Source organism: Pseudomonas alcaligenes (assembly GCF_041729615.1).
Lineage (GTDB): Bacteria > Pseudomonadota > Gammaproteobacteria > Pseudomonadales > Pseudomonadaceae > Aquipseudomonas > Aquipseudomonas alcaligenes_B.
In genome coordinates, this window is sequence record NZ_CP154874.1 from 497,547 (window position 1) to 514,782 (window position 17,236).

Annotated in this window: 16 protein-coding genes; 11 read left to right on the forward strand and 5 right to left on the reverse strand. The window is 65.7% G+C overall.

Going from position 1 to position 17,236, the window contains the following annotated elements; translation table 11 throughout:
• Window positions 1-752: 752 nt before the first annotated feature.
• Window positions 753-1,295 (forward strand): methyl-accepting chemotaxis protein, encoded by a 543-nt coding sequence (locus AAG092_RS02365; protein ID WP_373389545.1) that lies wholly within the window; start codon window positions 753-755, stop codon window positions 1,293-1,295.
• Between the two features lie 7 nt (window positions 1,296-1,302).
• On the opposite strand, the gene AAG092_RS02370 is transcribed toward AAG092_RS02365, so the two are convergent.
• The 3 genes from AAG092_RS02370 to AAG092_RS02380 all read right to left on the reverse strand — a co-directional run bounded on the left by AAG092_RS02370 (window position 1,303) and on the right by AAG092_RS02380 (window position 3,371).
• On the reverse strand, window positions 1,303-2,103 hold the full coding sequence (locus AAG092_RS02370) for an ABC transporter substrate-binding protein (RefSeq protein WP_110683267.1): 801 nt from the start codon (window positions 2,101-2,103) through the stop codon (window positions 1,303-1,305).
• A gap of 112 nt (window positions 2,104-2,215) precedes the next feature.
• Window positions 2,216-3,076: a polyamine aminopropyltransferase gene (speE, locus tag AAG092_RS02375; RefSeq protein WP_110683268.1), complete on the reverse strand. Its 861-nt coding sequence runs from the start codon at window positions 3,074-3,076 to the stop codon at window positions 2,216-2,218.
• A gap of 103 nt (window positions 3,077-3,179) precedes the next feature.
• Entirely contained in the window at window positions 3,180-3,371 is a 192-nt protein-coding gene (locus AAG092_RS02380) for a PLDc N-terminal domain-containing protein (RefSeq protein WP_373388392.1), read from the reverse strand.
• A gap of 230 nt (window positions 3,372-3,601) precedes the next feature.
• On the opposite strand from AAG092_RS02380, the gene AAG092_RS02385 reads away from it, so the two are divergent.
• The 4 genes from AAG092_RS02385 (at window position 3,602) to AAG092_RS02400 (ending at window position 6,447) form a co-directional block, all read left to right on the forward strand.
• Window positions 3,602-3,868, forward strand: a complete 267-nt coding sequence (locus AAG092_RS02385; RefSeq protein ID WP_110683270.1) for a hypothetical protein — start codon at window positions 3,602-3,604, stop codon at window positions 3,866-3,868.
• Window positions 3,869-4,025: 157 nt separating this feature from the next.
• Window positions 4,026-5,009 (forward strand): GlxA family transcriptional regulator, encoded by a 984-nt coding sequence (locus AAG092_RS02390; protein ID WP_373388394.1) that lies wholly within the window; start codon window positions 4,026-4,028, stop codon window positions 5,007-5,009.
• A gap of 18 nt (window positions 5,010-5,027) precedes the next feature.
• Window positions 5,028-5,273, forward strand: a complete 246-nt coding sequence (locus AAG092_RS02395; RefSeq protein WP_373388396.1) for a DUF1272 domain-containing protein — start codon at window positions 5,028-5,030, stop codon at window positions 5,271-5,273.
• A 7-nt stretch (window positions 5,274-5,280) separates the two neighbouring features.
• Entirely contained in the window at window positions 5,281-6,447 is a 1,167-nt protein-coding gene (locus AAG092_RS02400; protein ID WP_373389546.1) for an MFS transporter, read from the forward strand.
• 47 nt (window positions 6,448-6,494) lie between these two features.
• On the opposite strand, the gene nfuA is transcribed toward AAG092_RS02400, so the two are convergent.
• Window positions 6,495-7,079 (reverse strand): Fe-S biogenesis protein NfuA, encoded by a 585-nt coding sequence (gene nfuA, locus AAG092_RS02405; protein WP_373388397.1) that lies wholly within the window; start codon window positions 7,077-7,079, stop codon window positions 6,495-6,497.
• A gap of 133 nt (window positions 7,080-7,212) precedes the next feature.
• Here nfuA and AAG092_RS02410 point away from each other — a divergent pair, with 133 nt between their 5' ends.
• Both AAG092_RS02410 and AAG092_RS02415 read left to right on the forward strand, forming a co-directional pair.
• Entirely contained in the window at window positions 7,213-8,163 is a 951-nt protein-coding gene (locus AAG092_RS02410) for an adenosine deaminase (protein ID WP_373388399.1), read from the forward strand.
• A gap of 41 nt (window positions 8,164-8,204) precedes the next feature.
• Entirely contained in the window at window positions 8,205-8,993 is a 789-nt protein-coding gene (locus AAG092_RS02415) for an outer membrane protein OmpK (RefSeq protein ID WP_373388400.1), read from the forward strand.
• Window positions 8,994-9,044: 51 nt separating this feature from the next.
• Here AAG092_RS02415 and AAG092_RS02420 read toward each other — a convergent pair whose 3' ends face one another.
• Entirely contained in the window at window positions 9,045-11,312 is a 2,268-nt protein-coding gene (locus tag AAG092_RS02420) for a fatty acid cis/trans isomerase (RefSeq protein ID WP_373388402.1), read from the reverse strand.
• Between the two features lie 157 nt (window positions 11,313-11,469).
• On the opposite strand from AAG092_RS02420, the gene metH reads away from it, so the two are divergent.
• From metH to AAG092_RS02440, 4 genes are read left to right on the forward strand one after another with little or no spacing between them, the layout of a single operon-like run.
• On the forward strand, window positions 11,470-15,180 hold the full coding sequence (gene metH, locus AAG092_RS02425) for a methionine synthase (protein WP_373388403.1): 3,711 nt from the start codon (window positions 11,470-11,472) through the stop codon (window positions 15,178-15,180).
• A gap of 16 nt (window positions 15,181-15,196) precedes the next feature.
• Window positions 15,197-16,087, forward strand: coding sequence for a hypothetical protein (locus AAG092_RS02430; protein ID WP_373388405.1), 891 nt, complete (start codon window positions 15,197-15,199; stop codon window positions 16,085-16,087).
• Window positions 16,088-16,109: 22 nt separating this feature from the next.
• Window positions 16,110-16,673 (forward strand): nicotinamide riboside transporter PnuC, encoded by a 564-nt coding sequence (gene pnuC, locus AAG092_RS02435; RefSeq protein WP_373388406.1) that lies wholly within the window; start codon window positions 16,110-16,112, stop codon window positions 16,671-16,673.
• Window positions 16,670-17,191, forward strand: a complete 522-nt coding sequence (locus tag AAG092_RS02440) for an AAA family ATPase (RefSeq protein WP_373388407.1) — start codon at window positions 16,670-16,672, stop codon at window positions 17,189-17,191. Before pnuC ends, AAG092_RS02440 begins: the two co-directional genes overlap by 4 nt.
• Window positions 17,192-17,236: the final 45 nt, after the last annotated feature.

Below are 17,236 nucleotides of genomic sequence, written 5' to 3' on the forward strand. Positions count from 1 at the left end.
CCCTGATGCAGGGCTCCTTCCTGCTGATCGTCGGCATGCCGCTGGCGATGCTGGTGCTGCGCAACGCCTGGCTGCCGGCGCGCGCCACGGCCAACCTGGCCATGGCGCTGATCAGCAGCTACGCGATGGTGCTGGTCTATCACCTCGGCGGCCTGCATTCGGCGCATATCTTCTGGCCGCTGGTGGTGATCGGTTTCGCCTACCTGCTGCTGGGCGGGCGCAGTGCAGCCTTCTGGAGCCTGCTGCAGCTGCTGTTTGTGTTCTGGCTGATCCGCCTGGACCGCTCCGGGGCCAGCCTGCCGCAGTTCGAGCTGAGCCCACGCGATGCCCTGGTCAACGAGTACTCGGGCTACCTGCTGCCGGTACTCACCATGTGGATGGCCCAGTGGTACAGCGCACGGGTGCGCCAGCAGGCGCTGGACGGCGCCCAGCAGCACCTGGAGGAGGCGGAACGGGTCGGCAAGGCCGCCACCGCCGGCAGCCAGCAGCTGGCCAGCCTGCTCGACGAGGTACGCCACAGCGCCGGTGACCTGCGCCAGCTGTCGCAGCAGCTCTATCGCACCCTCGACAGCATGCGCCAGCGCTGCCAGAGCATCGATGGCGACGTGCAGCAGCAGGCCGACGCCATGCACCAGCTCGACCTGGCGGTGCAGGATGTCCTGCAGCACCTGGCCGCAAGCACCGCGCACATGCAGCAGCTGAGCCAGGACACCCAGCACAGCAGCGGCCAGGTCAACACCTGCGCCAGCCGCATGCAGCAGGCCCAGGACAGCATGCAGGCGATCCAGGCCAGCAACCAGCGCATCGCCGAGTCCATGCAGATGATCAGCGCCATCGCCCAGCAGACCAACCTGCTGGCGCTCAACGCGGCCATCGAGGCGGCGCGCGCCGGCGAGCACGGCCGCGGCTTCGCCGTGGTGGCCGACGAGGTGCGCTCGCTGTCGCAGCGCAGCAACCAGACCGCCGACACGGTGCAGAACGTGCTGGTCCAGTCAGAGCAGATCGTCAATACCGGCGCCGAGCAAGTCAGCGATGTGGGTCTGGCGCTGAGCGAAAACGCCGCGCTGACCGCCAACCTGTCGGGCGCCATCCTGCAGCACAGCCAGGCACTGGACCAGGCCCATCGCCAGTTGGCCCAGGTACGCGACAACAGCGCCGCCCAGCGCGAAGCCAGCCAGCGCCAGCGCCAGGCCAGCGCCGAACTGCTGGAGGCACAGGAATCACTGGTCGTGCTCGGCGAACGCCTGGATCAGCTGTCGCAACAGCTGCACCAGCGGGTGGCCGCACAACCATAAGACACCGTCAGGGCGGCGGCTGACGCAAATAGCGCCGCGCCAGTTCCGCCCCCAGGCGCTCGCGCTGCTCGGCCAGGGCCTGCCACAGGGCCTCGGCCTGCGCCGGATGGGCAGCGTAGAACTGGTGCGAGAGCGGCAGATACCACTCGGTGACCAGCAGGGGCTGGGGCAGGAACATCAGCTGCCCCTCCAGCTGCTGGCTCTCGATCAGCTCCTGGGCAATCTCGCGTTCCAGCACATAGCCATCCAGGCGCCCCGCCGCCACCAGCTTGAGCGCCTTGGCCGGCGCCAGTGACTCGCTGGACAGCACGCCCAGCTCGCGCAGGCGCTGAGCGACGACATAGCCCAGCGGTGCACCGACGCCATGCCGCACACCGGTGAACTGTCGTCCATCCCACTGCAGCGTGGCGTCGCTGCGCACGATGACCGGGTACTCGACCCGCCACAGGCGCTGAGCGCTATTGACCGGCGTGCCGGCCAGCGCATCGCGCCCGGGGAAGTGGCCCCAGGCATCGCGATCCGCCTGCCAGACGGCGATGAACAGGCCGTCGCTGTGCCCCTGCTGCACTTGATGGACGCAACGCTTCCAGGGCTCCTGGTGCAGTTTCAGGCTCAGCCCGGCCTGCTGCGCGGCCTGCTGGATCAACTCGATGATCAGGCCGGGCTGCTCGATCGGTGCGGCAGAACTGGCATAGGGCGGCAACCCGCCAAGCTCGTAGCACAGCCGCAGCTGCGACCGCTGCTCGGCGGACAGCGGCCCGGTGCACAGAAAGATCAACAGCAGAATGGACAGACGCCGTACCGACATACCCGGATCCTCAAACCTCAGCCTAAGCATGGAGCCTGCGGCTGGCGCCGTCCACCGTGGCCCGAAAACGTCGAAGCCGGCATTGCGCCGGCTTCTGTCATGGGACCTGCGGTCAGTCGTTGCTCGGCTTGTTCACCGCGTGCAGCACGTACTGCGGCAGGGCGAAGGCGCCCTGGTGGATCTCCGGGTTGTAGTAGCGGGTGACGATGCCGCTGCCGGCAAAACGCTGGCGCAGGGTCTCCAGCGGCAACTTGCGGTACTCGGGGTCGGTGGCTCCCCAGGCGAAGGTCATGCTGCCGCCGATATAGGTCGGCACCGCGGCCATGTAGAAATGCCAGTCGGCGAACAGGCCGTCCATGCGGCTGGCGGTGGTCTGCACTTCACCGAGCTGCATGAAGGGCGTGCCGTTCTGGGTGACCAGGATGCCACCCTCGTTCAGGCAACGACGGCAGGCCTGGTAGAAGTTCTCGGAGAACAGCACCTCGCCCGGGCCGATCGGGTCGGTGGAGTCGGAGATGATCACGTCGAACTTCTCCGCGGTGGTCGCCACGAAGTTCATACCGTCGTCGATCACCAGGTTCAGGCGCGGATCCTCATAGGCGCCGCAGCTGTGCTTGGGCAGGAACTCCTTGCACATTTCCACCACGGTACCGTCGATCTCGACCATGGTGATGCTCTCCACGCTGCGGTGCTTGCGCACCTCGCGCAGCATGCCACCGTCGCCGCCGCCGATGATCAGCACGCGCTTGGCCGCGCCGTGGGCGAGGATCGGCACATGGGTGAGCATCTCGTGGTAGATGAACTCGTCGGCCTCGGTGGTCTGGATCACCCCGTCCAGCGCCATCACCCGGCCCATGCGGGCATTCTCGAAGATCACCAGGTGCTGGTGCTCGGTGCGCACCTCGTGCAGCAGGCGGTCCATGCGAAAGCGCTGGCCGTAGCCGTCGTAAAGAGTTTCCTGGTAGTCGCTCATGGGTAGCCCCCGTCGTCGCTGGTGGTTTGGGACGGACCAGCGCCCGCCCATGAAAAGGCGCGCATTGTAAGGACAACCGCCGGCGGGCTCCACCCGCCGCCGTTCAAAGGCGCACGTTGCCGCGCGGCCCGGCCAGGGCCCAGATGATCAGGCCGAGCACCGGCAGGAAGACGATCAGCAGTACCCAGAGGATCTTCATCCCGGTTTCCGCACTGCTCTTCACCACGTTGATGATCGCCCAGATGTCCAGGGCAAGGATGGCTAGGCTAAGCAGGCCGCTGAGGGTGGAACCCATGGGGACACTCCTGTGTGGATGGTTCACGTCTTTTAGGATAACGCGGATGCCGGGACGTTCCATGGGCAGGCAAAAGAGCCGTCAAAACGGCGACATGCGACATATTTCTATGTTTTTACGACAGCATGTGACTCCAAGGTCAGGTTTCGCCATCCATTCAACACAGGCCACGGCAATTCAGTGCTTTCGCTGGCCAGATCGCACATTGGGCACTCTTGGAGAACAGACCCATGAACACCTCGCTCCGCGTCAACGAAGCTCTGCTCATCGCCGGCCGCGCCTTCCAGCCGTTCCAGTGCGTCGCCTGGCAACCCCAGGACGGCACCGGGGTGATCACCCTGGCGGTGATCGACCGCACCAACCGCCGCCTCGGCCAGGCACAGCTGGACAGCCGCACCTATGCCGACCCGGCCCAGCTGGCCGACGTCCTGACCCAGTCCCGCGAGCAGATCAGCCGCCAGGGCTACGCGCTGGACCCGTGGAGCATGCCCGAGTAATACCACCCGGCCTGCCGCCCCCCCAGAAACCCCCTCTGCCACATGGCGAGGGGGTTTTGCTTTTTCTGGCGCGCGCCTGTCCATATCTGTGGGGTTATTGTCCTTGTTGCCATAGGCCGGCGGGCGCAGACTGCATCCAGTTCCCCGAGGATGCGCCATGAGAACCATCGCCAGCCTGCTCTACCCCGACGTGATGAGCCTGGACGTCAGCGGACCACTGCAGGTGTTCGCCTCGGCCAACGTCGAGCTGCGCCGCCAGGGCCAGGCCGAGGCCTATCGCCTGCTGGTGCTGGGCGAGCAGGCTGGCCCCATGGCCACTTCCGCCGGCTTCCAGCTGGTGGCCGAGCGCGCCTGGCGTGACTGCGACCCGGCCGAGCTGGACACCCTGCTGATTCCCGGCGGCCTGGGTGAGACCGCGCAGTGCGCCAACCGGCCGCTGCTGGACTGGCTGCGCGCCGCCGAACCGCAGGTACGCCGACTCGGCTCGGTGTGCTCCGGCGCCCTGATCCTGGCCGCCGCCGGCCTGCTCGACGGCCGCCGTGCCACCACCCACTGGGCCGACGTGCCGGCGCTGCGCCGCCACCCGCGCATCGAGGTGGACGGCGACCGCCTGCACACCTACGACCCCGATGGCCGCGACGGCGACGCCCATGTGTTCACCTCGGCCGGGGTCACCGCCGGCATCGACCTGGCCCTGGCGCTGGTCGAGGCCGACCTCGGCCGCCCGCTGGCCCTGGCCGTGGCCCGGCGCCTGGTGATGTTCCTCCGCCGCCCCGGCGGCCAGGCGCAATTCAGCGCCCTGCTCGCCCCGGACGCCTGCCGCACGCCGCGCCTGCTCGGTCTGCTCGAATGGATGGCGCAGAACCTGGCCGCCGACCTGTCACTGGAGGCCCTGGCGGCGCGCGCCAACCTGTCGACCCGTAGCCTGTCGCGCCTGTTCGTCCAGGAGCTGGGCATGGGCCCGGGGCGCTACGTCGAGCAGTTGCGCCTGGAGGCCGCGCGCGGCCTGCTGCAGGACAGCGGCGCCTCGATCGGCACGGTGGCGCGGCTGACCGGCTTCCGCCACCCGGAGAACCTGCGCCGCACCTTCCACAAGCACCTGTCGGTCAGCCCGCAGGACTACGCCGAACGTTTCGCCTGAACGCCACGGAGAACCACCATGCTCGAACTGCGCCCCGGCTGCGAATGCTGCGACCGCGATCTGCCGCCCGAAAGCCCGGATGCGCTGATCTGCTCCTTCGAATGCACCTTCTGCCGCGACTGCGCGCAGTCGCGCCTGCACGGCCGCTGCCCGAACTGCGGCGGCGAGCTGCTGCAACGCCCGCGACGCCCGGCGGACAAGCTGGCGCGCTTTCCCGCCAGCACCGAACGCACCTTCAAGCCCGCCGGCTGCCCACGAGACTGACGCCATGCTGCTACTGCGCAACCCCACCCTGCTGCGCCTGTTCCTCGCCCAGGGCCTGTTCTGGAGCTGCACCCTGATCGGCGTGACCCTGACCTCGCTGGTCGGCCTGCAATTGGCACCGGCCAACGCCCTGGCCACCCTGCCGCTGGCCCTGCTGGTGCTCGGCTACCTGCTGACGACCCAGCCGCTGTCGGGCTTTATGCAGCGCCGCGGGCGCCGCGCCGGGTTGCTGCTGGGCGCCACTGCCGGCGTGGCCGGCGGCCTGCTCAGCGCCGCCGGCGTATGGCTGGCAGACTTCTGGCTGTTCTGCCTGGGCGCGCTCATCCTCGGACCGTACCAGGCCTCGGCCATGTACTACCGCTTCGCCGCGCTGGAGGCCGTGGACGACGCCCACAAGGGCCGCGCCACCGCCTGGGTGATCGGTGGCGGCCTGCTGGCCGCGCTGCTGGCGCCGGAGCTGACCCTGTGGGCGCGCGATGCCCTGGCCACGCCCTTCGTCGGCGCCTACCTGGCGCTCGCCGCCCTAGCCGCCTTCGCCCTGCCTCTGCTCGCCGGCCTGCGCCAGGGCGCGTTGCCGCCAGGCAACAGCGGCGGCCTGCAGGCCATGCGCGAGCTGCTGGCCCGGCCACTGGTACGCGCTGCCATCGCCACCACGGCTATCGGCCACGGCCTGATGATCCTGGTGATGAACGCCACGCCGCTGGCCATGAGCTTCTGCGGCCTGCCGCTGGCGGCCGGCGCCGAGGTGATCCGCTGGCACATGGTCGGCATGTTCCTGCCGGCCTTCGTCGCCGGCCCGCTGGTCGATCGCCTCGGTGCCGTGCGCGTGGCGCAGATAGGCATAGCGCTGCTGGTGGCCAGCGCGCTGATCGCCACGAGCGGCCAGCAGCAGGCGCACTTCCTGATCTCCTCGCTGTTGCTAGGTATAGGCTGGAACCTGATGCTGGTGGCCGGCACCGCCCTGCTCGGCCAGGGCCACAGCCCAGCCGAGCGTGGCCAGGCCCAGGGCCTGATGGAACTGGGCAACGGCGCGGTGGCGGCCTGCGCCTCCTTCGCCTCGGGCGCGCTGATCAGCGGCCTGGGCTGGAGCCCGGTGAACCTGGCCATGCTGCCGCTGCTGGGCCTGGCCCTGCTGGCGCTGCTCGGCGGCCGCAGGCAGGTACAGCCGGCCTAGAAACACGAAAGGCGCCCGCAGGCGCCTTTATTTGCATCCGGGAACGCTTAGTAGTAGGCGTTCTCGCGGTTGCTGTGGTCGGTCACGTCACGCACGCCCTTGAGCTCGGGGATGCGCTCCAGCAGGGTCTTCTCGATGCCTTCCTTGAGGGTGTAGTCGGCCTGGCCGCAGCCCTGGCAGCCGCCGCCGAAACGCAGCACGGCGATACCTTCCTCGACCACGTCGACCAGAGTCACCTGGCCGCCGTGGCTGGCCAGGCCCGGGTTGATCTCGGTCTGCAGGTAGTAGTTGATGCGCTCGGTGATCGGGCTGTCCTCGTTGACCATCGGCACCTTGGCGTTCGGCGCCTTGATGGTCAGCTGGCCACCCATGCGGTCGGTGGCGTAGTCGACCACGGCGTCTTCCAGGAAGGGCTCGCTGACCGCGTCGATCCAGGCGGTGAACTCCTTCAGCGCCAGGGCGGTGTCCTCCGGCTTCTGCTCGCCCGGCTTGCAGTAGGCGATGCAGGTTTCCGCGTAGGGCGTGCCGGGCTGGGTGATGAAGACGCGGATGCCGATGCCCGTGGTGTTCTGCTTCTTCAGCAGGTCGGACAGGTAATCGTGGGCGGCGTCGGTAATGGTGATGGCACTCATGGCAACTCCTCGCAAACGTGGTGCCAGTGTACGCCAATAGCCCCTGCCGGATAAAGTCCTAGCATTTTAGTAGGAATAATTCCCAGCGCCGGGTTCGCTAGAATGCACTCTGGATTTCCCCGAGTTGACCGCCATGACCGACTGGATCACTGCCCTGCCCAAGGCCGAGCTGCACCTGCACCTGGAGGGTTCGCTGGAGCCTGAACTGCTGTTCGCCCTGGCCGAGCGCAACAAGATCGCCCTGCCCTGGGCCGACGTGGACAGCCTGCGCGGCGCCTACGCCTTCAACAACCTGCAGGAGTTCCTCGACCTCTACTACCAGGGCGCCAACGTCCTGCGCACGGAGCAGGACTTCTACGACCTGACCTGGGCCTACCTGCTCAAATGCCAGGAACAGGGGGTGATCCACACCGAGCCCTTCTTCGACCCGCAGACCCACACCGACCGCGGCATTCTCTTCGAGGTGGTGCTGCGCGGCATCCGGCAGGCGCTGGTCGACGGCGAGAAACAGCTGGGCATCAGCCATGGCCTGATTCTCAGCTTCCTCCGTCACCTGCCCGAGGAAGCCGCCTTCGCGACCCTGGAGCAGGCCATGCCGTTCCGCGACGCCTTCGTCGCCGTCGGCCTGGATAGCTCGGAGCAAGGCTTCCCACCGCGCCTGTTCCAGCGTGTGTTCGCCAAGGCCCGCAGCGAAGGCTTGCACGCGGTAGCGCACGCCGGCGAGGAAGGCCCGCCGGAGTACATCTGGGAAGCCCTGGACCTGCTCAAGGTCGAGCGTATCGACCACGGCGTGCGGGCCATCGAGGACGAGCGCCTGATGCAGCGCATCATCGACGAGCAGATCCCGCTCACCATCTGCCCGCTGTCCAACATCAAGCTCTGCGTGTTCGACGACATGCGCCAGCACAACATCCTGCAGATGCTCGAACGCGGCGTGAAGGTGACGGTGAACTCGGACGACCCGGCCTACTTCGGCGGCTACGTCGGCGAGAACTTCGCCGCCCTGGAGCGCGACCTGGGCATGACCCGCGAGCAGGCCGCCCGTCTGGCCAGCAACAGCCTCGAGGCAAGGCTGGTAAAGTAGCGCGCTTTTTTCGCCCACCCAGTCAAGAATCGGAGTTGTAGATGTCCCGCTTCGCCCTCGGCCTGAGCCTGGCCGCCACCCTCGCAAGCGGCCAGGCCCTGGCCGCCGACCTGCTGCAATGGCAGGACAACAGCCTGACCTACCTCAACGGCACCGACTTCACCGTCGACCCGGACAAGCAGCAGACCATCACCTTCGAGCATGCCAGTGGCTGGAGCGTCGGCGACCTGTTCATCTTCGTCGATGCCATCAAGTACAACGGCGAGGCCGAAAACGGCGCTGGCGACGGCCACACCTTCTACGGCGAGATCAGCCCGCGCCTGTCGCTGGGCAAGCTCAGCGGTGCCGACCTGTCGTTCGGCCCGGTCAAGGATGTGCTGCTGGCCGCCACCTACGAGTTCGGCGAGGACGACGTGGAGTCCTACCTGCTCGGCCCGGCCGTGGATCTGAACATCCCCGGCTTCGACTACTTCCAGCTCAACACCTACCTGCGCACCACCGATGGCCGCCGCGACGGTGACAACGTCTGGCAGATCACCCCGGTGTGGAGCTACACCATCCCGGTCGGCGATTCGGACCTGGTGATTGACGGCTTCATGGACTGGGTGGTGGACAACGACGACAGCTACCACGCCAACCTGCACTTCAACCCGCAGATCAAGTACGACCTGGCCAAGGCCATGGGCTGGGGCAAGCGCTTCTACGTCGGCGTCGAGTACGACTACTGGAGCGACAAGTACGGCATCGACGACGACGGCTTCGTCGGTTCGGAAATCCTCGGCGGCACCGACCAGAGCGCCATCAGCTTCCTGGCCAAGGCGCATTTCTAAACGCCACGCCCCGTAGCAAAAAGCCCGCCTTCCGGCGGGCTTTTTTTTGGCTCAGAGGTTCTGGTAGCGATTCATATCCAGCACAGCCGCCTCTGCCGGCTCGGTCTCGCGGATATAGACGGTCAGGTCGTGGAAATGCCGCCAGAACTCGGGGTGGCTGCGGCGGATGCCCCAGCGCATCACCACCTGCTCGAAGGCCGCCTCGTCGCGTGCCTGCTCCAGCGCCGCGACGAAGGCCGGCACCTCGGCCGCCGGCAGGCTGAAGATGAAGTTCGGGTAGCTGGTCAGCACGCCCGGGTAGACGGTCAGGGTATCCAGCGCCGGCTGGTAGCGCAGCGACTCGCCCATCATGAAGGCCACGTTGCTGTGCGCGCGGTTGCGCAGCAGGCTGTACACCTCGCGCCGGCCATCGGCCAGCTCGACGCGCAGCAGGGTCGCCTCGGGCAGTTGTTCGATCACCCTGAGGCCACCGGCCGGGCGACCGGTCAGGCGGCTCAGCGCCTGCTCGGCATCCTCCAGCTCCGCCACCAGGCCCGGTCTGTGGCAGTCGGCGCCACGACAACGGTTGATCGGGTCGGGCCCCGCGTTCAGCGAGCCGTAACGCGCCAGCAGGGCCTCGGCGAAGGCCCTCTTGGCGCCCTGCGGTGGCAGCCTGAGGGCGGTCGGCGAGTCCAGGTCGGCCTCGGCATAGTCCAGCCACATCTTCAGCTTTCCGCTGTTCTGGTACCAGTCGTCCAGGTAGGCCTGGCGTGCCTGCGGCGGCATCAGGCGGAGGAAATTCAGCTCGGCGCCGTTGCGGATCAGGTCGAAGTACAGGCGCGTCTGCGCCTGGTGCGAGACGTTGCCGAACACGTCGAAGTTGACCACCAGCTGGTAATAGGTGCGCTCCAGCAACGGGAAATCCAGCAGCCAGAGTGTCTGCGGTACCGCGCCGATCAGGCCCTTGGTCACCATGGCGCTGTCGTGATGACGGTAGATCGACAGCAGCGCATTGTCGTTGCCGGCCCACAGGTGCGACCAGCTCGGCGGCAGCGCTTCGGCATAGGCGTCGCGGCGCAGCTCCTCGTACTGGTTGCGCTTGTCGCGGTAGCTGCGCCACAGGCCCAGCAGGTCGCCGATCTCGTCGAACTGGCCGGGCATGGCCAGCAGCGGCGTGGCCTCGGCACGATACTCGGCATCGGTCAGGTAGAGGTCGTGGCGCGGGTCCTGGAACAGTGCCCAGAAGTTGTCGCGGATCACGTCGGTGGCGATCTGCCCGCGGCACACCGGCCCGCGGATGAAGGTGCGCACGAAGTACTCGGCGTGATCCAGCATGAACTGGTAGCGCGCCTCGGCCGGGATGGCGGCGAAGGTCTCGAAGGGGTTGGAGCGGTGCTGGGCGCCGTAGCCCGGCAGCGCGTCCACCGTCCAGTCGGAGGCGTAGAACAGCTCGCGTACCCGGGCCAGCTTCTTCGCGCTAAGCGGGTAGGTGATGTGGGTCTTGTGCACGATAACGCCCTGGATCGGCCACAGGCGGTAATGGAAGTGCATGCCCGGGTCGTCGTTGGGGCGGCGCGTGGCGATGGGGTCGATGGGCTGGCCGCTGGGCGTGCGCGAGCGCACCAGCTGGAAGAAGTGCCCCGACTCGCCGCCTTCGAAATACAGGTGGGCGAGGAACAGGTGCTCGAACAGCCAGCGGTTGACCAGGCTCTCGCGCGCGCCGGGCGCGTTGAGCAGGGCCTCCCACTCGGCGATCTGCTGTTGTTCGGTGGCCGAAGGTTGCAGCGCCTGCTCCTCGACCACAGCCCCCTGCTCCAGCCAGCGCTGCAGGGTGGCGTACTCGGCGTCGCTGAGCCCGCTGACGGCGAAGGGCATGCCGGCATGGGCGAACTTCTTCGCGTAGGCATCGAACTCCTCGGGCGCCGGGCACTGGTTGTCGCGACCGATGGACAGGTCGAGGTCCGCCGGCAGCTTGGCGTTGGGTGTCAGCGGGTTGTCGCGCCCCAGCTCCAGCATGCGCGCGACCAGCGCGGCCTGGCCATCCAGCACCGAATAAAAGCCACGCACGCGCCAGGCCGCCTCGCCCCGGGCATCGAAGAACAGCCGCGTGGTGGCCTGCGCGCGGGTGCGCGTGCCGTCGTACACCGGCTGCTTGCTGGCGCCGCGCAGCACGCCCTCGCCGCTGCCCAGGTTGAGCTGGCAGGGCGCGTCGTAGCAGGCATGGCAGGCCACGCACTTGGCCGTGAAGATCGGCTGGATATCACGGCTGTAGGACAGCGACTCGGCACCGAGCCAGGGGCTGGCGAGCAGGGTCAGAACGGCGAGAAAGCGGCGCGGCATGGCGATGTCCTTATGCGGGGTCAGGACATTGTATGCGGCAACCCCGACGTACCGCGCCAACATGAGCCATTTTCATGCAAATCTCCAGACCACCGTAATTACATGCAGCTTTGCTATCATCCACGGCCTTTCTACACGCTCACCCCAGGTAGTCCCCATGTCCGACCGCAGCGCCCGCCTCCAGGCCCTTTCGCAAGCCCTGAAAGAACGCATCCTGATCCTCGACGGCGGCATGGGCACCATGATCCAGAGCTACAAGCTGGAAGAGGCCGACTACCGCGGCACCCGCTTCGCCGACTGGCCGAGCGACGTCAAGGGCAACAACGACCTGCTGCTGCTGACCCAGCCGCAGATCATCGCCGAGATCGAGCGGGCCTACCTGGATGCCGGCGCCGACATCCTCGAGACCAACACCTTCAACGCCACCCGCGTGTCCCAGGCCGACTACGGCATGGAGGAGCTGACCTACGAGCTCAACCTGGCCGGCGCCCGCGTCGCCCGCCAGGTGGCCGACGCCAAGACGGCCGAGACTCCGGACCGGCCGCGCTTCGTCGCCGGCGTACTCGGCCCGACCAGCCGCACCTGCTCGATCTCCCCGGACGTCAACAACCCCGGCTACCGCAACGTCACCTTCGACGAGCTGGTGGAGAACTACACCGAGGCCACCCGCGGCCTGATCGAGGGCGGCGCCGACCTGATCCTGATCGAGACCATCTTCGACACCCTCAACGCCAAGGCGGCGATCTTCGCCGTGCAGCAGGTGTTCGACGAGGACGGCGTGGAACTGCCGATCATGATCTCCGGCACCATCACCGACGCCTCCGGGCGCACCCTGTCCGGGCAGACCACCGAGGCCTTCCTCAACTCGGTGCGCCACGCCCAGCCCATCTCCATCGGCCTGAACTGCGCGCTCGGCGCCAAGGAGCTGCGCCCCTACCTGGCGGAGCTGGCGGCCAAGGCCGATACCCATGTCTCGGCCCACCCCAACGCCGGCCTGCCCAATGCCTTCGGCGAGTACGACGAGACCCCGGCGCAGATGGCCGAAGTGGTCGAGGAATTCGCCGCATCCGGCCTGCTCAACATCGTCGGCGGTTGCTGCGGCACCACCCCGGCGCATATCCAGGCCATCGCCGAGGCAGTCAGCAAGTATCCGCCGCGCGTGATCCCGGACATCCCCAAGGCCTGCCGCCTGTCCGGCCTGGAGCCCTTCACCATCGACCGCAACTCGCTGTTCGTGAACGTCGGCGAGCGCACCAACATCACCGGCAGCGCCAAGTTCGCCCGCCTGATCCGCGAGGAGAACTACGCCGAGGCCCTGGAAGTGGCGCAGCAGCAGGTGGAAGCCGGCGCCCAGGTGATCGACATCAACATGGACGAGGGCATGCTCGACTCCAAGGCGGCCATGGTCACCTTCCTCAACCTGATCGCCTCCGAGCCGGACATCTCGCGCGTGCCGATCATGATCGACTCCTCCAAGTGGGAAGTGATCGAGGCCGGCCTGAAATGCATCCAGGGCAAGGGCATCGTCAACTCGATCTCCATGAAGGAAGGCGTCGAGCAGTTCAAGCACCACGCCAAGCTATGCAAGCGCTACGGCGCCGCCGTGGTGGTGATGGCCTTCGACGAGGTCGGCCAGGCCGACACCGCCGCGCGCAAGAAGGAAATCTGTCAGCGTTCCTACGACATCCTGGTCAATGAAGTGGGCTTCCCGCCGGAAGACATCATCTTCGACCCGAACATCTTCGCCGTGGCCACCGGCATCGAGGAGCACAACAACTACGCGGTCGATTTCATCGAGGCCTGTGCCTATATCCGCGACGAGCTGCCCTATGCGCTCAGCTCCGGCGGCGTATCCAACGTGTCCTTCTCGTTCCGCGGCAACAACCCGGTGCGCGAGGCCATCCACTCGGTATTCCTCTACCACGCGATCAAGAACGGCCTGTCCATGGGCATCGTCAACGCCGGCCAGCTGGAGATCTACGACGAGATTCCCAAGGAGCTGCGCGACAAGGTCGAGGACGTGGTGCTCAACCGCAACGCCGAGGCCACCGAGGCCCTGCTGGCCATCGCCGACCAGTACAAGGGCGGCGGCGCGGTGAAGGAGGCCGAGAGCGAGGAATGGCGTGCGCTGCCGGTGGACAAGCGCCTGGAGCACGCGCTGGTCAAGGGCATCACCACTTACATAGTCGAGGACACCGAGGAGTGCCGCCAGCAGTGCGCGCGCCCCATCGAGGTGATCGAAGGCCCGCTGATGAGCGGCATGAACGTGGTCGGCGACCTGTTCGGCGCCGGCAAGATGTTCCTGCCCCAGGTGGTCAAGTCCGCCCGCGTGATGAAGCAGGCGGTGGCCCACCTGATCCCCTTCATCGAAGCGGAGAAAGGTGACAAGCCCGAGGCCAAGGGCAAGATCCTCATGGCCACGGTCAAGGGCGACGTGCACGACATCGGCAAGAACATCGTCGGCGTGGTGCTCGGCTGCAACGGCTACGACGTGGTCGACCTCGGCGTGATGGTGCCGGCGGAAAAGATCCTCAAGACCGCCATCGAGGAGAAGTGCGACATCATCGGCCTGTCCGGCCTGATCACCCCGTCGCTGGACGAGATGGTCCATGTGGCCAAGGAGATGCAGCGCCAGGGCTTCACCCTGCCACTGATGATCGGCGGCGCCACCACCTCCAAGGCCCACACCGCGGTGAAGATCGACCCGCAGTACAGCAACGACGCGGTGGTCTACGTCACCGACGCCTCGCGCGCCGTGGGCGTGGCCACCAGCCTGCTGTCCAAGGAGCTGAAGGCCGAGTTCGTGCGCAAGACCCGCGAGGAGTACGTGGTGGTGCGCGAGCGCACCGCCGCCCGCGCCTCGCGCACCGAGCGCCTGAGCTACGCCGAGGCCATCGCCAACAAGCCGGAGTTCGACTGGAGCACCTACCTCGCGCCCAAGCCGAGCTTCACCGGCGTGCAGGTGCTGGACGACATCGACCTGCGCGAGCTGGCCCAGTACATAGACTGGACGCCCTTCTTCATCTCCTGGGACCTGGCCGGCAAGTACCCGCGCATCCTCACCGACGAAATCGTCGGTGAAGCCGCCACCAGCCTGTTCAACGACGCCCAGGCGATGCTGAACAAGCTGATCGACGAGAAGCTGATCAAGGCCCGCGCCGTGTTCGGCTTCTGGCCGGCCAACCAGGTGCGCCACGACGACATCGAAGTCTACGGCGACGACGGCAAGCCCCTGGCCACCCTGCACCACCTGCGCCAGCAGGGCATCAAGGCGGACGGCAAGCCCAACCTGTCGCTGGCCGACTTCGTCGCGCCGAAGGAAAGCGGTGTGACCGACTATATGGGCGGCTTTATCACCACCGCCGGCATCGGCGCCGAGGAAGTGGCCAAGGCCTTTGAAGCCAAGGGCGACGACTACAGCTCGATCATGGTCAAGGCCCTCGCCGACCGCCTGGCCGAGGCCTGCGCCGAATGGCTGCACGAGCGCGTGCGCAAGGACTACTGGGGCTACGCCAAGGACGAGACCCTGGACAACGAGGCGCTGATCCGCGAGCAGTACGTCGGCATCCGCCCGGCCCCCGGCTACCCGGCCTGCCCGGACCACACCGAGAAGGGCACTCTGTTCAAGCTGCTCGACCCCGAGGCCGACTACAACAAGGCCGGCAAGAGCGGCGTGTTCCTCACCGAGCACTACGCCATGTTCCCGGCGGCGGCCGTGTCCGGCTGGTACTTCGCCCACCCCGAGGCGCAGTACTTCGCGGTCGGCAAGGTCGACCAGGACCAGGTGCAGTGCTACAGCAAGCGCAAGGGCCAGGAGCTGGCCGTGACCGAGCGCTGGCTGGCGCCGAATCTGGGGTATCAAGATTGATTACAAGGATAGCTTTATGAAGGCCACACAATGGACTTTCTTTCTAGACCTCTTAGGATTCAGCGAAGCAAACAAAAATGTCACCTCTGACGAAAAAGCCCAAGAGCTAATAAATTTTCTAAATTCAAACAAAGAAATACTTGAAAAACAAAACTCCCACGAAGTCATTCAAAGATATTCAAGGGATTTATTTGACCTCTACAAACTATACGAAATAAAGTACGCCATCATCTCAGACTCCATAATAATCACCCTGAAGCCCAAAGAAGTAGCAAACATAAACAGAGAGCTTCTAGAAAAGCACTCTGTCAACGCCCTGCTTATAATGATAATGCGAATCCAATTATTGATTGCAAACTGCCTCTATCAAATGGGCTTTTTCATTCGCGGCGGAGTATCCAATAGCTACTGCGACATACAAGGAAACACTGGCTCAGGACTAGGACTTATCAATGCTCACGAAGCAGAAAGCAAAATAGCAAAGTACCCTCGCATAGCCCTCAGCAAAGACATATCAATCGATACAATAAGAAGAGCAAATTGGCTCTTCAGCACAATGTACTCTCACAACAAATTAATCTACAAAGAAAACGATGAGCACTTTATCAACACACTGGAATTCATGGCAGCACAAACCGACGCAACAAATAGCACAAACCTCAACGCCATAAAAAAACACCCCACCCTTTACATGCAAAACTGTGAAGTGACAAGAAACTTCTTAAGCATACAAAGAGAAAAAATCCTCGAATACCTTAACAATCATAAGTCCGCATACAAATCCCTGCCGCCCGGCAAAGAAAAATCAATCCAGGGAAAAATTGCAAAGAAATACATGTGGCTTAAGAAGAACCACAACAAAACAATCAAGTCACGAAACAAGCTAGCGGAATTTAAAATCCCCTAAAGCTAATCAAACCATCTCAGAAATGTCCCCTCTCGAAATCATCGCCTCCGCCCTCGGCATCACCTCGGTCTGGCTGACCGTGCGGCAGAACCCGCTGTGCTGGCCCATCGGCCTGCTGATGGTGTTGCTCTACGCCTGGTTCTTCTTCGATGCGCGCCTGTATTCGGCGGTGTTGCTGCACGGCGTGTTCGCCGCCATGCAGCTGTACGGCTGGTGGCAATGGCGCCAGGGCGTGGATGACAGCGGGCGGCGACCGGTCAGCACGGCCAGCCGCAATGAGGTATTGAGCGGCCTTGGCGCCGCCCTGCTGCTCGGCCTGGCACTGGGTCTGGCCATGGCGCGCCTGACCGAGGCCGTCTATCCCTGGCCGGACGCCCTGCTCACCGCCTTCAGCCTGCTGGCCCAGCTGTGGATGGCGCTCAAGCGCTGGCAGTGCTGGCCCTTGTGGGTCCTGATCGACCTGCTCTACGTCGGCTTCTTCGCCTTCCAGGAGTACTGGCTGACGGCCGGGCTGTACGGTGTGTTCACCGCCCTGGCCCTGCTCGGCCTGCGCGAATGGCGCGCCGCACGGTTGCAAGCGGCATGAAGCTGGTGGTGCTGACCGGCCCCGAGTCGAGCGGCAAGACCTTCCTCGCCGAGCGCCTGCAGCAACGCTTCGGCGGGTTGGTGGTGGGCGAATATGTACGCCATTTTATCGACCGGGAACAACGCGAGACCTGCCTGGCCGATATCCCGGCCATCGCCCGCGGCCAGCTCGAATGGGAAGACGCTGCCCGCGCCCGGGAGCCGCACCTGCTGATCCTCGACACCCACCTGCTCAGCAACATCCTGTGGAGTCGTACCCTGTTCGGCGACTGCCCCGCCTCGCTGGAGCCGACGCTGTTGCAGCGCCATTACGACCTGCACCTGCTGCTGTCGCCGGAGGGCGTCGAATGGCAGGCCGACGGCCAGCGTTGCCAGCCCGAGCTGGCCGAGCGCCTGCGCTTCCACCGCGACTGCCGCGCCTGGCTGCAGCGCCACGCACGGCCCTGGGTGGCGATCGGCGGTGACTGGGCACAGCGCGAGGCCCAGGCCATTGCGCAGGTCGCCCGGTTGCTCGATTGAGGCCCACTCCTACACTGCTTCAGCCAACCTCGACAGAACCGCAGG

Coding starts and splice junctions, on each gene's coding strand:
- metH (WP_373388403.1), top strand. CDS start 11,470: ATGTCCGACCGCAGCGCCCGCCTCCAGGCCCTTTCGCAAGCCCTGAAA.
- pnuC (WP_373388406.1), top strand. CDS start 16,110: ATGTCCCCTCTCGAAATCATCGCCTCCGCCCTCGGCATCACCTCGGTC.
- AAG092_RS02390 (WP_373388394.1), top strand. CDS start 4,026: ATGAGAACCATCGCCAGCCTGCTCTACCCCGACGTGATGAGCCTGGAC.
- AAG092_RS02440 (WP_373388407.1), top strand. CDS start 16,670: ATGAAGCTGGTGGTGCTGACCGGCCCCGAGTCGAGCGGCAAGACCTTC.
- AAG092_RS02370 (WP_110683267.1), bottom strand. CDS start 2,103: ATGTCGGTACGGCGTCTGTCCATTCTGCTGTTGATCTTTCTGTGCACC.
- nfuA (WP_373388397.1), bottom strand. CDS start 7,079: ATGAGTGCCATCACCATTACCGACGCCGCCCACGATTACCTGTCCGAC.
- AAG092_RS02410 (WP_373388399.1), top strand. CDS start 7,213: ATGACCGACTGGATCACTGCCCTGCCCAAGGCCGAGCTGCACCTGCAC.
- AAG092_RS02415 (WP_373388400.1), top strand. CDS start 8,205: ATGTCCCGCTTCGCCCTCGGCCTGAGCCTGGCCGCCACCCTCGCAAGC.
- AAG092_RS02395 (WP_373388396.1), top strand. CDS start 5,028: ATGCTCGAACTGCGCCCCGGCTGCGAATGCTGCGACCGCGATCTGCCG.
- speE (WP_110683268.1), bottom strand. CDS start 3,076: ATGAGCGACTACCAGGAAACTCTTTACGACGGCTACGGCCAGCGCTTT.
- AAG092_RS02430 (WP_373388405.1), top strand. CDS start 15,197: ATGAAGGCCACACAATGGACTTTCTTTCTAGACCTCTTAGGATTCAGC.
- AAG092_RS02420 (WP_373388402.1), bottom strand. CDS start 11,312: ATGCCGCGCCGCTTTCTCGCCGTTCTGACCCTGCTCGCCAGCCCCTGG.
- AAG092_RS02365 (WP_373389545.1), top strand. CDS start 753: ATGCAGCAGGCCCAGGACAGCATGCAGGCGATCCAGGCCAGCAACCAG.
- AAG092_RS02380 (WP_373388392.1), bottom strand. CDS start 3,371: ATGGGTTCCACCCTCAGCGGCCTGCTTAGCCTAGCCATCCTTGCCCTG.
- AAG092_RS02385 (WP_110683270.1), top strand. CDS start 3,602: ATGAACACCTCGCTCCGCGTCAACGAAGCTCTGCTCATCGCCGGCCGC.